At 56.0% G+C, this 12,989-nt stretch carries 11 protein-coding genes and 1 riboswitch; of the genes, 9 read left to right on the plus strand and 2 right to left on the minus strand.

The features are described 5' to 3' along the window. Positions 1–673: 673 nt before the first annotated feature. The 5 genes from leuL to leuD all read left to right on the plus strand — a co-directional run bounded on the left by leuL (position 674) and on the right by leuD (position 5,527). A complete protein-coding gene (gene leuL / locus Q3H59_RS24735) occupies positions 674–757 on the plus strand; it encodes a leu operon leader peptide (protein ID WP_099686952.1) in 84 nt (27 codons plus the stop codon). 93 nt (positions 758–850) lie between these two features. Beyond that, positions 851–2,413, plus strand: a complete 1,563-nt coding sequence (leuA, locus tag Q3H59_RS16845; protein ID WP_101762123.1) for a 2-isopropylmalate synthase — start codon at positions 851–853, stop codon at positions 2,411–2,413. A gap of 2 nt (positions 2,414–2,415) precedes the next feature. Further along, positions 2,416–3,507 carry a 3-isopropylmalate dehydrogenase gene (leuB, locus tag Q3H59_RS16850; RefSeq protein WP_101762124.1) on the plus strand — a complete coding sequence of 364 codons (1,092 nt, stop codon included), beginning with the start codon at positions 2,416–2,418 and terminating at the stop codon, positions 3,505–3,507. Between the two features lie 4 nt (positions 3,508–3,511). After that, the gene (gene leuC, locus Q3H59_RS16855; RefSeq protein WP_101762125.1) at positions 3,512–4,918 is read left to right on the plus strand and encodes a 3-isopropylmalate dehydratase large subunit; all 1,407 of its coding nucleotides are present in this window, start codon (positions 3,512–3,514) and stop codon (positions 4,916–4,918) included. 3 nt (positions 4,919–4,921) lie between these two features. Beyond that, the gene (leuD, locus tag Q3H59_RS16860) at positions 4,922–5,527 is read left to right on the plus strand and encodes a 3-isopropylmalate dehydratase small subunit (protein WP_101762126.1); all 606 of its coding nucleotides are present in this window, start codon (positions 4,922–4,924) and stop codon (positions 5,525–5,527) included. Positions 5,528–5,563: 36 nt separating this feature from the next. Here the strand turns inward: leuD and Q3H59_RS16865 are convergent, their stop codons facing one another. Further along, a complete protein-coding gene (locus Q3H59_RS16865) occupies positions 5,564–6,751 on the minus strand; it encodes an MFS transporter (RefSeq protein ID WP_110867518.1) in 1,188 nt (395 codons plus the stop codon). Between the two features lie 254 nt (positions 6,752–7,005). Here Q3H59_RS16865 and sgrR point away from each other — a divergent pair, with 254 nt between their 5' ends. The 4 genes from sgrR (at position 7,006) to thiQ (ending at position 12,102) form a co-directional block, all read left to right on the plus strand. Beyond that, positions 7,006–8,667, plus strand: a complete 1,662-nt coding sequence (gene sgrR, locus Q3H59_RS16870; protein ID WP_277974514.1) for an HTH-type transcriptional regulator SgrR — start codon at positions 7,006–7,008, stop codon at positions 8,665–8,667. A 35-nt stretch (positions 8,668–8,702) separates the two neighbouring features. Beyond that, positions 8,703–8,798: riboswitch (TPP riboswitch) on the plus strand. A gap of 46 nt (positions 8,799–8,844) precedes the next feature. Continuing rightward, positions 8,845–9,831 (plus strand): thiamine ABC transporter substrate binding subunit, encoded by a 987-nt coding sequence (gene thiB, locus Q3H59_RS16875; RefSeq protein ID WP_277974513.1) that lies wholly within the window; start codon positions 8,845–8,847, stop codon positions 9,829–9,831. Further along, positions 9,831–11,417 (plus strand): thiamine/thiamine pyrophosphate ABC transporter permease ThiP, encoded by a 1,587-nt coding sequence (thiP, locus tag Q3H59_RS16880; RefSeq protein ID WP_277974512.1) that lies wholly within the window; start codon positions 9,831–9,833, stop codon positions 11,415–11,417. Before thiB ends, thiP begins: the two co-directional genes overlap by 1 nt. Then, positions 11,401–12,102 carry a thiamine ABC transporter ATP-binding protein ThiQ gene (gene thiQ / locus Q3H59_RS16885; RefSeq protein WP_101762131.1) on the plus strand — a complete coding sequence of 234 codons (702 nt, stop codon included), beginning with the start codon at positions 11,401–11,403 and terminating at the stop codon, positions 12,100–12,102. Before thiP ends, thiQ begins: the two co-directional genes overlap by 17 nt. Here the strand turns inward: thiQ and Q3H59_RS16890 are convergent. Beyond that, on the minus strand, positions 12,099–12,863 hold the full coding sequence (locus Q3H59_RS16890) for a DedA family protein (RefSeq protein ID WP_277974511.1): 765 nt from the start codon (positions 12,861–12,863) through the stop codon (positions 12,099–12,101). The two genes, thiQ and Q3H59_RS16890, sit on opposite strands and share 4 nt — an antisense overlap. Positions 12,864–12,989: the final 126 nt, after the last annotated feature.

Here is a 12,989-nt window from a genome sequence, read left to right on the forward strand (position 1 = left end):
TGATATCCGGCCCCCGATCGCCAATTAAGATCAAAACCTTATGTTTATGCTCAGAAGGCGGCGTTCTGTCCACCTTCCAGGTACAGGGAATCTACTTGAGTTAATTATATGAGAGTAGGTCGATTACCATAACCGCAGACAACCCGCCCTGCAAACGCCAGGACGCCACGTCGCGCCCGATCCGGCAATAAAGGCACTGATGCGTGATTATTGCCTGCGAGGATTAAACTAATGCTTCGTCATAACCACAGAGGAAAATGCTGGTTTATAGATTATTTGCAGCGTGTTCTAAGAAATATGATTTTCATATTGCCTGACCACTCAGTCCACAATCTTTTGTGGTAATTACTTTCTGGCGTGATTATCTATAAAACGGCCCGATCACATCATATTCTTCTTAACAACAAGCCTAATCTTGTTTTATCAGCAATGCACATTAGCAACTTAAAATTTTAATTATCAACCATTTAAAATAAATTCTATTTTCTAAACGATTTTTTAAGTGGATGGATTCACTTATTCTGTTGCTAATTAATGTCATTGCTCTGCGCAGCCGAAAAATCACAGCACATCGCCCTTCTGACTTCACAGAAATACCCTTGTACTTAAGGTTGACTTCACACGTCAATTCCAGTACCAATATGTGCAGCACTCAATTTACGAGGTTTGACTCATGTTTCATTCTTTCCGCCTACTCGGTCTACTACTAAACGCATCCAGTTTGCGCGGTAGACTCGTGGGCGGAATCAATAACTGATTCGAATCTGCAGAAGTTTAAGAAACCCGCGCCAATGCGCGGGTTTTTTTATGCTCGTAGCACCGGCAAAGTTAATGCATAAGGAAGATTACGATGAGCCAGCAAGTTATTATTTTCGATACCACTCTGCGTGATGGCGAACAGGCTTTACAGGCCAGCCTGAGTGTTAAAGAAAAACTGCAAATCGCTCTGGCGTTGGAACGTATGGGCGTGGATGTAATGGAAGTGGGCTTCCCCGTTTCCTCTCCAGGCGATTTTGAATCCGTACAAACCATCGCTCGTACCATTAAAAATAGCCGCGTCTGCGGACTGGCACGCTGCGTTGAGAAGGACATTGACGCCGCATACGAATCACTGCGTGTGGCTGAAGCGTTCCGTATTCACACCTTCATCGCGACTTCGCCGATGCACATCGCCACCAAACTGCGCAGCACGCTGCCAGAAGTGATTGAACGCGCAGTGCACATGATCAAACGCGCCCGCAACTACACCGACGACGTTGAGTTTTCCTGTGAAGATGGCGGGCGTACGCCAATCGACGATTTGTGCCGCATGGTTGAAGCCGCGATCAATGCCGGTGCAACCACCATCAACATTCCGGACACCGTCGGCTACACCTTGCCAGGCGAATACGCCAATATCATTGGCCAACTGGTGGCACGCGTTCCAAATATCGATAAAGCCATCTTGTCGGTTCACACCCACGACGATTTGGGTATGGCGACCGGCAACGCCATCGCTGCGGTATTGGCCGGTGCGCGTCAGGTTGAAGGTACGCTGAACGGTTTAGGCGAACGCGCCGGTAACTGTGCGCTGGAAGAAGTGATTATGGCGATCAAAACCCGCCAGCAGATCATGAACGTCCACACCAACATCAATCATCAGGAAATCTACCGCACCAGCCAAACCGTGAGCCAAATCTGCAACATGCCGATTCCAGCCAACAAAGCGGTGGTCGGTTCTAACGCCTTCGCCCACTCTTCCGGTATTCACCAGGACGGCGTGCTGAAGAATCGCGAAAACTACGAAATTCTGACGCCAGAATCTATCGGCCTGCACAAAATCCAGCTGAACCTGACTTCCCGTTCTGGCCGCGCTGCGGTGAAACACCGCATGGAAGAGATGGGTTACAAAGAGTCCGATTACAACCTCGACACGTTGTACGACGCCTTCCTGAAGCTGGCCGACAAGAAAGGTCAGGTGTTCGATTACGACCTGGAAGCGTTGGCCTTTATCAACAAGCAGAACGAAGAGCCAGAATATTTCGAGCTCAACGAATTCAACGTGCAGACCGGCTCCAGCGTAACCGCAACGGCCTCCGTGCAGTTGGGCTGCGGTGAAGAGACCAAAGCCGACGCCGCAACCGGTAACGGTCCGGTTGATGCGGTCTATCAGGCGATCAACCGTATTACCGGCTTTGAAGCCGAGCTGATTAACTACAAGCTGACGGCGAAAGGCCACGGCGAGAACGCGCTGGGTCAGGTCGATATTGTGGTCAATTACAACGGTCGTAAATTCCACGGCGTTGGCCTGGCGACCGATATCGTCGAATCATCGGCGAAAGCGATGGTGAACGCGTTGAACAATATTTGGCGTGCTAAGCAGGTGGAAAAAGAACTGCAGCGTAAATTTAAAGATCAGAAGGAAACGGTGTAACTATGTCTAAGTCTTCTCATATCGCGGTATTGCCAGGCGACGGAATTGGTCCGGAAGTGATGGCGCAGGCCATGAAAGTTCTCGATGCAATTCGTACGCGTTTCGACATGCGTATCACCACCAGCGAATATGATGTTGGCGGTATCGCCATCGATCGTCATGGTGAACCGCTGCCACCGGCTACCGTTGCTGGCGCAGAGCAGGCAGATGCAATTCTGTTTGGCTCCGTAGGTGGCCCGAAATGGGAACATCTGCCACCTGCGCAGCAACCCGAGCGCGGTGCGCTGTTGCCGCTGCGTAAGCACTTCAAGCTGTTCAGCAACCTGCGCCCTGCTGCGCTGTATAAAGGCCTGGAAGCGTTCTGCCCGCTGCGTAGCGATATCGCCGGACGCGGTTTCGACATCCTGTGCGTGCGTGAACTGACCGGCGGCATCTACTTCGGTCAGCCGAAAGGCCGCGAAGGCAGCGGCCCGCACGAGCGCGCTTTCGATACTGAGGTTTATCATCGTTTCGAAATCGAGCGCATCGCGCGTATCGCGTTTGAATCCGCGCGTAAGCGCCGCAACATCGTCACCTCAATTGACAAAGCCAACGTTTTGCAGACTTCCGTCATGTGGCGCGAAATTGTGAACGAAGTGGCAAAAGATTATCCGGATGTGCAGTTGAGCCACATGTACATCGATAACGCCACCATGCAGCTGATTAAAGATCCATCACAGTTTGACGTGCTGCTGTGTTCTAACCTGTTTGGCGACATCCTGTCAGACGAATGCGCGATGATTACCGGTTCGATGGGCTTGCTGCCTTCCGCCAGCCTGAATGAAGAAGGTTTTGGCCTGTTTGAGCCAGCGGGCGGTTCCGCACCGGATATCGCCGGTCAGAACATCGCTAACCCGATTGCGCAGATTCTGTCGCTGTCACTGCTGTTGCGTTACAGCCTGAATGCGGATGAAGCCGCCGCAAGCATTGAACGCGCCGTGAGCCGTGCGCTGGAAGCGGGTTATCGCACCCGTGATTTGGCCGGTGACGGCAAAGCCGTGAGCACAGATGAGATGGGCAGCATCATTGCCGGTTTCATCGCCGAGGAAAAATAATAAAATGAAAAGCTTATATCAGAAGTTATTTGATGCACATGTCGTTAACGAAACCCCGAACGAAACGCCGTTACTCTATATCGATCGCCATCTGATCCATGAAGTGACGTCGCCGCAGGCCTTTGATGGTCTGCGTGCGCACGGGCGCAAAGTGCGTCAGCCGTCGAAAACCTTCGCCACCATGGATCACAACGTTTCGACGCAGACCAAAGACATCAATGCGTCTGGCGAGATGGCGCGTATTCAGATGCAAGAGCTGATGAAAAACTGTGCTGAGTTCGGCATTCAGCTGTATGACCTGAATCACCCGTTCCAGGGCATCGTGCACGTCATTGGGCCAGAGCAAGGTATGACGTTGCCGGGCATGACCATCGTCTGCGGTGATTCCCACACCGCCACGCACGGCGCGTTTGGTTCGCTGGCATTCGGTATCGGTACTTCCGAAGTTGAGCACGTGTTTGCCACGCAAACCCTGAAACAGGGCCGCGCGAAGACCATGAAGATTGAAGTGCTGGGCGAAGCGGCGCCAGGCATTACCGCCAAAGACATTGTGTTGGCCATTATCGGTAAAACCGGCAGCGCTGGCGGTACCGGTCACGTTGTCGAATTCTGTGGCCCCGCGATCGAAGCGCTGAGCATGGAAGGCCGCATGACGCTGTGTAACATGGCGATTGAAATGGGCGCCAAAGCGGGCCTGGTCGCGCCGGACGACACCACTTTCAATTATCTGAAAGACAAGCAGTTCTCGCCGAAGGGCGAGCAGTGGGAACAAGCGGTCGCTTACTGGCGCACGCTGAAGTCTGACAGCGATGCCAAATTCGACAGCATCGTCACGCTGCACGCGGAAGATATCGCTCCGCAAGTGACCTGGGGCACCAATCCAGGCCAGGTAATGGCGGTAGATCAAGCGATTCCGAATCCACAATCCTTTGCCGATCCGGTTGAGCGCGCCTCAGCAGAGAAAGCGCTGGCTTACATGGATCTGCAGCCAGGCATCAAACTGACTGACGTGGCGATCGATAAAGTGTTTATCGGTTCCTGCACCAACTCACGTATTGAAGATCTGCGCGCTGCTGCTGCGATTGCCAAAGGCCGTAAAGTGGCGCCGGGCGTGGTGGCGATGGTGGTGCCAGGTTCGGGTCCGGTAAAAGCACAAGCCGAAGCCGAAGGTCTGGACAAAATCTTCCTCGAAGCCGGTTTTGAATGGCGTTTACCGGGTTGCTCCATGTGTCTGGCCATGAACAACGACCGCCTCAATCCAGGCGAACGTTGCGCATCAACCAGCAACCGTAACTTTGAAGGCCGTCAGGGCCGCGGTGGACGAACTCATCTGGTGAGCCCGGCGATGGCCGCTGCCGCTGCCGTAACCGGTCGCTTTGCCGACATTCGTGAATTGACTCAGGGAGCGTAAGCCATGGCGAACAAATTTACTCAACACACCGGCATTGTGGCGCCATTGGATGCAGCCAACGTCGATACTGATGCCATTATTCCAAAGCAGTTCCTGCAGAAAGTGACGCGCACCGGTTTTGGCGCGCATCTGTTCCACGACTGGCGTTTTGAAGATGATGCTGGCACCGTGCCAACCGCCAGCTTTGTCCTGAACAAACCGGAGTTCAAAGGCACCAGCATTTTGCTGGCGCGTGAAAACTTTGGCTGTGGTTCATCACGTGAGCACGCACCGTGGGCGCTGACCGACTTCGGCTTCCATGTGGTTATCGCGCCAAGCTTCGCCGACATTTTCTACGGCAATAGCTTTAACAACCAGCTGCTGCCGGTGAAGCTGAGCGATGAAGAAGTGGATGAGATGTTCAAACTGGTTGCCGCGCAGCCGGGCATCACCTTCACCGTGGATCTGGAAGCGCAAACTGTAACCGCAGGCGATAAGACTTATAGCTTCGAAATCGACAGCTTCCGCCGTCACTGCATGATCAACGGCCTCGACAGCATTGGCCTGACGCTGCAACACGAAGCGTCTATCTCCAGCTACGAGACCAATCAGCCCGCGTTCTTACGCTGAGGCAACAAGGGCGACATCCTGTCGCCCTTCTCTTTGCTATCTATCAACCACATCCCGCACGCGCGACGCCAGTCCCAACGCCAGCACCGCCAGCCCCAACGCCAGCCAGTAAACCGACTCATGACCAAAGCGTTCACTCATGGTGCCCTGAATGATGCCAGCGATAATCATGCCGGTGGAAATTGAGGTGGTGAAAAGCGTCGTCGCCGCACCTGCGCGGCCCGGCATTAAATCCTGGAACCACAACATGCCAATTCCGGCGATGATGCCAACAAACGCGGCATTAAACAGTTGCAGCACCATCAACGCTGTCCGCGACTGGAACATCACCAATCCGAGATAAAACACAATCGCCGCCACCAGCGCCAGCAACATCAGGTTGCGTTTGCCGGTGCGCCGCGCGTAATGCCCGGCCAGCAGCATAATAGGAATCTCCAGCCCGGCGGCGGTGCCCATCAGCAAGCCCGCCAGCTTCTCCGGCAGGCCAAGCGTGGTACTGATATACAGCGGCATATCAATGATATACATGGTGTTGCATGCCCACATGGTGACCGAGGCGATAAACAGTAACCGCACCTGACTGTCCTTCCACGGGCTCAGCTGCGTCAGCACCTCTTCAGGCGAGACCACCACGCGCGGCACCGAGGGCAAGGTGCGCCAGATCAGCAGCATGCTTAGCAGGAAAATCCCCGCCGCCACGCAAAACAGCGTCACAAAACCGTAATTAAGCGCCAGCGCAAACGACAGCGGTGGCCCGATCACCCACGCCAGCGACAGCTGCGCACGCATCACCGAGCTGAACATCACCACTTCACGCGCCGACTGATCGGCATATTCCCGCGCGAGGGCGAACACCTGCGGAATCGACACGCTGGCCAGCGCCGACAAAAACACGCCCAGCGTCACCAGCGTTAAATAGTGGCGATTGAAGGCAAACAGCAGCGCATTCAGCGTGGCCATCAGGCAGCAAAACAGAATCAGGTTGCGGCGATCGCCCTGATTATCGGAGCGTTTCGCCATCAGCAGGCTGACCACAATCCCCGCGATCGCATTGATGGTAAAGAACAAGCCGACCCAGAACGGACTTACCTGTACTTCGCGCGTCAGAAACAGGCTCAGCGTCGGCGCCTGTAGTGCACCGGCCACGCCGGTCATAAACGACACCGCCATAAACGAGAGGTAGACCGGATTGATGCGACGTTGACGCGTTAACAGCGATTTCATGCAGAAATCCCTTTGCGAATAAAAAAGGTAGAGAAATGAGGGTAGAAGATTCTACAGCAAAACGAAAAAAGCCAGCAGATAAAGCGCTGCTGGCGGTGAAAATGCACCCTACTCAGAAAGGGGTTCCACGTCGGCGGAACCGCTGGCAGAGCGCCATTCATTACTGAATGCCTCCCGCTCTTCCATTGCCGGGCAGTATGCCTCTAATATGAGGCAGGAAAAACTGAGCGATTCTGACAAGGAGTTCCCCTTTTATGTCCTCTTCACGTCTGCAGCAGCAATTTATCCGCCTATGGCAAAGCCGTCAGGGGCAGGATCAGGAAACCACGCTCAGCGAGCTGGCCGATCTGCTGCACTGCTCGCGTCGCCATATGCGTAACCTGCTCAACGCCATGCAAGGCCAAGGCTGGCTGATTTGGCAGGCAGAAGCGGGACGTGGCAAGCGCTCAATGCTGAGTTTTTGCTACACCGGCCTGGCGCTCCAGCAGCAGCGCGCCGAGGATCTGCTGGAACAAGATCGTATCGAACAGTTAGTGCAGCTGGTGGGCGATAAAAACCAGGTGCGCCAGATGATTGCGGCACATTTAGGCCGCAGCTTCCGCCAGGGTAAACACATCCTGCGCGTGCTCTATTATCGCCCGCTGCCCAATCTGCTGCCCGGTTCGCCGCTGCGCCGTTCGGAAACCCATCTGGCGCGACAAATTTTCAACGGCCTGATGCGCATAAATGAGGAAAAGGGGGAAATCGAACCCGATATCGCCCATCACTGGCAGCAAACCTCGCCGCTGCAGTGGCGTTTCTTCCTGCGCCCGGCGATTCGTTTTCATCATGGCCGTGAACTGGAAATGGCGGATGTGATTGCTTCGCTGGAGCGCGTGCGCAGCCAGCCGCTGTTTTCTCACATCAGTAAACTGGATTCGCCCGCGCCCTGGACGCTGGATATCCATCTGAGCCAGCCGGACGATTGGTTGCCGTGGCTGCTGGCCAGCGTCAGCGCGATGATCCTGCCGCGCGAATGGCCCACGTTACGCCAGTTTGCCCGCCAGCCGCTTGGCACCGGTCCGTACAGCGTGGTGCGCAATCAGCAAACGCAGCTGAAAATCGCCGCCTTTGATGATTACTTTGGCTATCGCGCGCTGATTGATGATGTGTCGATTTGGGTGCTGCCGGAGATCAGCGACGAGCTGGTGTATGCCGGGGTTAAATTGCAAGGCGAAACCGCCGATGAAAAATCGGAAGAGAGTCGTCTGGAAGAAGGCTGCTACTTCCTGCTGTACGATCAGCGCTCCGAGTTGGGCCGCGATGCGCATTTCCGCCGCTGGGTAAGCTATCTGTTTAATCCCATCGCCTTACTGAATCATGCAGGCGTAGGCTATCAGCGTTACTGGTTCCCGGCTTATGGCTTGCTGCCGCGCTGGCACCATCGCCGCGATCTCACCTCCGCCGATAAACCGGCAGGCTTAACTCAGCTGACGCTGAGCTGGTACAGCCATCACGTTGAGCATGAAGGTATCGCTAACGCGTTGCGACCGCTGTTGGCGCAGCAAGGTGTTGAGCTAATTACTCGTGTCGTGAGCTACGAAGCGTGGTTCGAGGGTGAAGGTGAAAGTGATATCTGGCTCGGCAGCGTCAACTTTACCCTGCCGCTGGAGTACGCGCTGTTCGCGCAACTGTTCGAGTTGCCATTGATGCATCACTGCATCCCGATTGACTGGCAAGCCGATGCCGCGCGCTGGCGGCAGAAAGCGTTACCGCTGGCGGAATGGAGCAAACAGCTGATCGACCGCGACTATCTGCATCCGCTGTTCCATCACTGGCTGCTGCTGGAAGGGCAACGCAGTATGCGCGGCGTGCGGCTGAATACGCTCGGCTGGTTTGATTTCAAATCAGCCTGGTTTGCACCACCGGAGCTGTGATCCTTTCGCGCTGTCATATAAATGTCTAGAATGAGCCGTTCTCAACGGGGTGCCTTGATATCAGGGCTGAGAGAAACCCGTCGAACCTGATCCGGCTAATACCGGCGTAGGGATTTGAGATGCCTCACGCCTCAGATCCTTTGCGACTCAACATCTCTTCTCCTCAAGGAGCGCAAAGTGTTAAACAAAGTTCTGCCTATGTTGCTGCTGGTTACGGCTCCGGCTTTCGCTGCTAAACCGGTTCTGACCGTCTACACCTACGATTCGTTCTCTGCCGATTGGGGCCCCGGTCCGGCGGTAAAAAAAGCCTTTGAAGCGCAGTGCGACTGCGAATTGAAGTATGTGGCGCTGGAAGATGGCGTATCGCTGCTCAATCGCGTGCGCATGGAAGGTAAAAACAGCAAAGCCGATGTGGTGCTGGGGCTGGATAACAATCTGGTGCAGGCGGCGGAGAAAACCGGCTTGTTTGCCAAAAGCAGTATTGATACCCGCAGCTTAAAACTGCCGGATGGCTGGAACAATCAAACCTTTATCCCGTTCGATTATGGCTACTTCGCTTTCGTCTACGATAAAAACAAACTGAAGAACCCGCCGAAAAGCCTGAAAGAGCTGGTCGAAAGCCCGGAAAAATGGCGCGTGATTTATGAAGATCCGCGTACCAGCACGCCGGGTCTTGGCCTGCTGCTGTGGATGCAAAAAGTGTATGGCGATAACGCAGCTGATGCGTGGCAGAAGCTGGCGCAAAAAACCGTTACCGTCACTAAAGGCTGGAGCGAAGCTTACGGCTTGTTCCTGAAAGGCGAAGGCGATCTGGTGTTGAGCTACACCACGTCTCCTGCTTATCACATCATCGAAGAGAAGAAAGAGAACTACGCCGCGGCCGAATTCAGCGAAGGCCACTATTTACAGGTGGAAGTCGCCGCGCAGCTCGCCAGCAGCAAACAGCCTAAGCTGGCGCAGCAGTTCATGCAGTTTATGGTTTCTCCGGCCTTCCAGCAGACCATTCCTACCGGCAACTGGATGTATCCGGTGATCAAAAGCGATCTGCCAGCCGGTTATCAAGCGCTGCAGGTGCCCGCGAAGGCGTTGCAATTCACGCCAGCCGAAGTCGCTGACCATCGCGCCGCGTGGATCAGCGCATGGCAAAGCGCCGTTAGCCGTTAATGCCCGGCTGGTTGATTCCCGGTAGCGCCATCGCGCTGTTGCTGTGCGCGGTGGCGCTGCTGGCGTTTGGCGCATTGGTGATGGTCGCTCCGGCCACCGACTGGCGCGCGCTACTCGACGACAGCTATTTGCATCATGTGCTGCTGTTCTCGTTTGAGCAGGCGCTGCTGTCGGCGCTGCTGTCGGTGTTGACCGCGATCCTGCTGGCGCGCGCGCTCTATCGTCGCCGTTTTCCGGGACGCAATCTGTTGCTACGTCTGTGCGCCATGACGCTGGTGCTGCCGGTGCTGGTGGCGGTGTTTGGCTTGCTCAGCGTGTACGGTCGCAGCGGCTGGCTGGCACAACTGTGCGCGACCATCGGCTTTGACTACCACTTTTCGCCGTATGGCCTGCAGGGCATTCTGCTGGCGCACGTCTTCTTTAACCTGCCGCTGGCGACGCGCCTGCTGTTACAGGCATTGGAGAGCATTCCCGGCGAGCAGCGCCAGGTCGCCGCCCAGCTTGGCCTGCGCGGCTGGAATCTGTTTCGCTTGCTGGAGTGGCCGTGGCTGCGCCGTCAGATTCTGCCGACGGCGGCGCTGATCTTTATGCTCTGTTTCGCCAGCTTCGCCACGGTGCTGGCGCTGGGCGGCGGACCACAAGCGACCACGCTGGAACTGGCGATCTATCAGGCGCTGAATTTCGATTACGATCCGGGCCGCGCGGCGCTGCTGGCGCTGTTACAGCTCGCTTGCTGTTTGCTGCTGGTAATGCTGAGCCAGCGCTTTAGCAAAGCCATTCCCACCGGCAGCCAGAGCATTCGCGGCTGGCGCGATCCGCAGGATTCATGGCAGGCGCGCATCAGCGATACGGTGCTGATTGGCCTGGCGCTGCTGCTGCTGTTACCGCCGCTGGCGGCAGTAATCGTCGATGGTTTGCGCGGCGGCGTTGCCGGTGCGCTGCAACAAGCGGCGCTGTGGCAAGCCACCTTTACCTCGCTGCGTATTGCCGTGGGCGCCGGCGTGCTCTGCGTGGTGCTGACCATGATGCTGCTGTGGAGCAGCCGCGAACTGCGGCAGCGCCAGAACAGAGTCGCCGCGCAGGCGATGGAGATGAGCGGCATGCTGATTCTGGCGATGCCGGGCATTGTACTGGCGAGCGGTTTCTTTCTGCTGTTCAACGCCACCGTGGGGTTGCCGCAGCGCGCCGATGGTTTGGTGATCTTTACTAACGCCCTGATCGCCATTCCTTATGCGATGAAAGTGCTGGAGAATCCGATGCGCGATATCAGCGCCCGTTACAGCCAGCTCTGCGCTTCACTCGGCATCTCCGGTTTCAACCGCTTGCGGCTGATTGAGCTGCGCGCGCTGAAACGCCCGATTGCTCAGGCGCTGGCGTTTGCCTGCGTGCTGTCGATTGGCGATTTCGGCGTGGTCGCGCTGTTTGGCAGCGCCGATTTCCGCACGCTGCCCTTCTATCTGTTCCAACAGATTGGCGCCTATCGCGGTGCGGACGGTGCCGTCACCGCACTCCTGCTGCTGCTGCTCTGCTTACTACTTTTTACTCTGATGGAAAAATTACCGGGTCGCCATGCTGACACTGAATAACCTTACTTACCTTTATCAGCATCTGCCGATGCGCTTCAGTTTTGCGGCGCAGGCGGGTGAACGTCTGGCGATCCTCGGTCCGAGCGGCGCGGGGAAAAGTACTTTACTGAGTCTGATTGGCGGCTTTTTGCCGATCAATCAAGGCGCGCTGGTGATGAACGGCGTAGATCATACCCACAGCGTGCCGTCGGCGCGCCCGGTTTCTATGCTGTTCCAGGAGAACAATCTGTTTCCGCATCTCACGGTGCAGCAAAACATGGCGTTGGGCTTACATCCGGGCCTGAAACTGACGCGCGAACAGCAGCAGCAAGTGGTGGATATCGCCGAGCAAACCGGCTTGCAGGCGATGCTCACGCGTTTGCCTGGTCAGCTTTCCGGTGGACAGCGTCAGCGCGTGGCATTGGCGCGCTGCCTGCTGCGCAATCAACCGATTTTGCTGCTGGATGAACCCTTCTCAGCGCTGGATCCGGCGCTGCGCAACGAGATGCTGCAGCTGGTACGTTCGGTATGCGAAAACCGCAACATCACCTTGTTGATGGTGTCGCACAGTCTGGAAGATGCTCAGCAGATTGCGCCGCGCAGTTTGGTGATTGTCGACGGGCGCATCTATTGGGATGGCAGTACAGAGAGTTTGGTGCGCGGTGAAAGTGCCGCGGCCGCCATCCTTGGCGTGACAGCGCGTTAAGCGAAGAAAACTTTCCACAGCAGGTGGCGGAAGATTGGCATCATCGGATGGAACTGGATTGCGATAAACGCGCCCAGGCCAATCGCCGCCATCAGCGGTGCCAGCCAGCGCAGACGCGATGCAGGCAGATACTTAGTCGCCCAATCCACCGTTTTACCGCTGCGCGACCAGCGCCACAGCAACCAGCCACCGACCCACAGCAGCAGCGCCACCAGCAACAGCAGCCATTTAAAACTGCCGCCCTGCGCGGCCTGCGGTACATCAATCGCCACGCCCGCCAGAATGCCCGGCATCAAATACGCGGGCGGCCAGAGGATGCAGCCAATCAGGTTAGGCGGCAGGAATTTGCGCACCGGCAACTCCAGCATGCCCGCTGCCAGCGGAATCAGCGGACGCGTCGGGCCGACAAATCGCCCCACCAGAATGGTGAACATGCTGTGTTGATGCAGCGCATGCTCGGTTTTATCCAGCAAACCCTTGTACTTTTTCAGATATTTCCAGCGATGCAGCGGCCCCTGAAACTTCCAGCCGATGCCGTAGGAAACCCAATCGCCGATTAAACAGCCAACGAATCCGGCCGCCCACGCAGGGTAAAGACCAATTTGTCCGCTTCCGACCAGCGCCCCAAGGCTGGCCATTAATACCGTGCCCGGCAACAGCAATCCCACGAAGGCCAGCGACTCAAGGAAGGTCACCAGCGCCACAGCGATCAGCGCGTACTCCAGCGATTGCGAAAACAGGTGTTGAATCCAGGCTTCCATAAATATCCTCTGCGGAATATAGAGGCTGGATTGTCCAGAGCATACACATGGTCGTCAAGGCAAGAATTGTAGAACGATGTTGACAAAGTGGTGACAATTTCGCCTGCAGGACACTGTATAAACATC

Origin of the sequence: Pantoea sp. SORGH_AS_0659, assembly GCF_031453915.1 — a bacterium.
GTDB classification, from domain to species: domain Bacteria; phylum Pseudomonadota; class Gammaproteobacteria; order Enterobacterales; family Enterobacteriaceae; genus Pantoea; species Pantoea leporis.

Coding starts and splice junctions, on each gene's coding strand:
- leuB (WP_101762124.1), top strand. CDS start 2,416: ATGTCTAAGTCTTCTCATATCGCGGTATTGCCAGGCGACGGAATTGGT.
- leuA (WP_101762123.1), top strand. CDS start 851: ATGAGCCAGCAAGTTATTATTTTCGATACCACTCTGCGTGATGGCGAA.
- thiQ (WP_101762131.1), top strand. CDS start 11,401: ATGCTGACACTGAATAACCTTACTTACCTTTATCAGCATCTGCCGATG.
- Q3H59_RS16890 (WP_277974511.1), bottom strand. CDS start 12,863: ATGGAAGCCTGGATTCAACACCTGTTTTCGCAATCGCTGGAGTACGCG.
- leuC (WP_101762125.1), top strand. CDS start 3,512: ATGAAAAGCTTATATCAGAAGTTATTTGATGCACATGTCGTTAACGAA.
- Q3H59_RS16865 (WP_110867518.1), bottom strand. CDS start 6,751: ATGAAATCGCTGTTAACGCGTCAACGTCGCATCAATCCGGTCTACCTC.
- leuD (WP_101762126.1), top strand. CDS start 4,922: ATGGCGAACAAATTTACTCAACACACCGGCATTGTGGCGCCATTGGAT.
- thiP (WP_277974512.1), top strand. CDS start 9,831: ATGCCCGGCTGGTTGATTCCCGGTAGCGCCATCGCGCTGTTGCTGTGC.
- leuL (WP_099686952.1), top strand. CDS start 674: ATGTTTCATTCTTTCCGCCTACTCGGTCTACTACTAAACGCATCCAGT.
- sgrR (WP_277974514.1), top strand. CDS start 7,006: ATGTCCTCTTCACGTCTGCAGCAGCAATTTATCCGCCTATGGCAAAGC.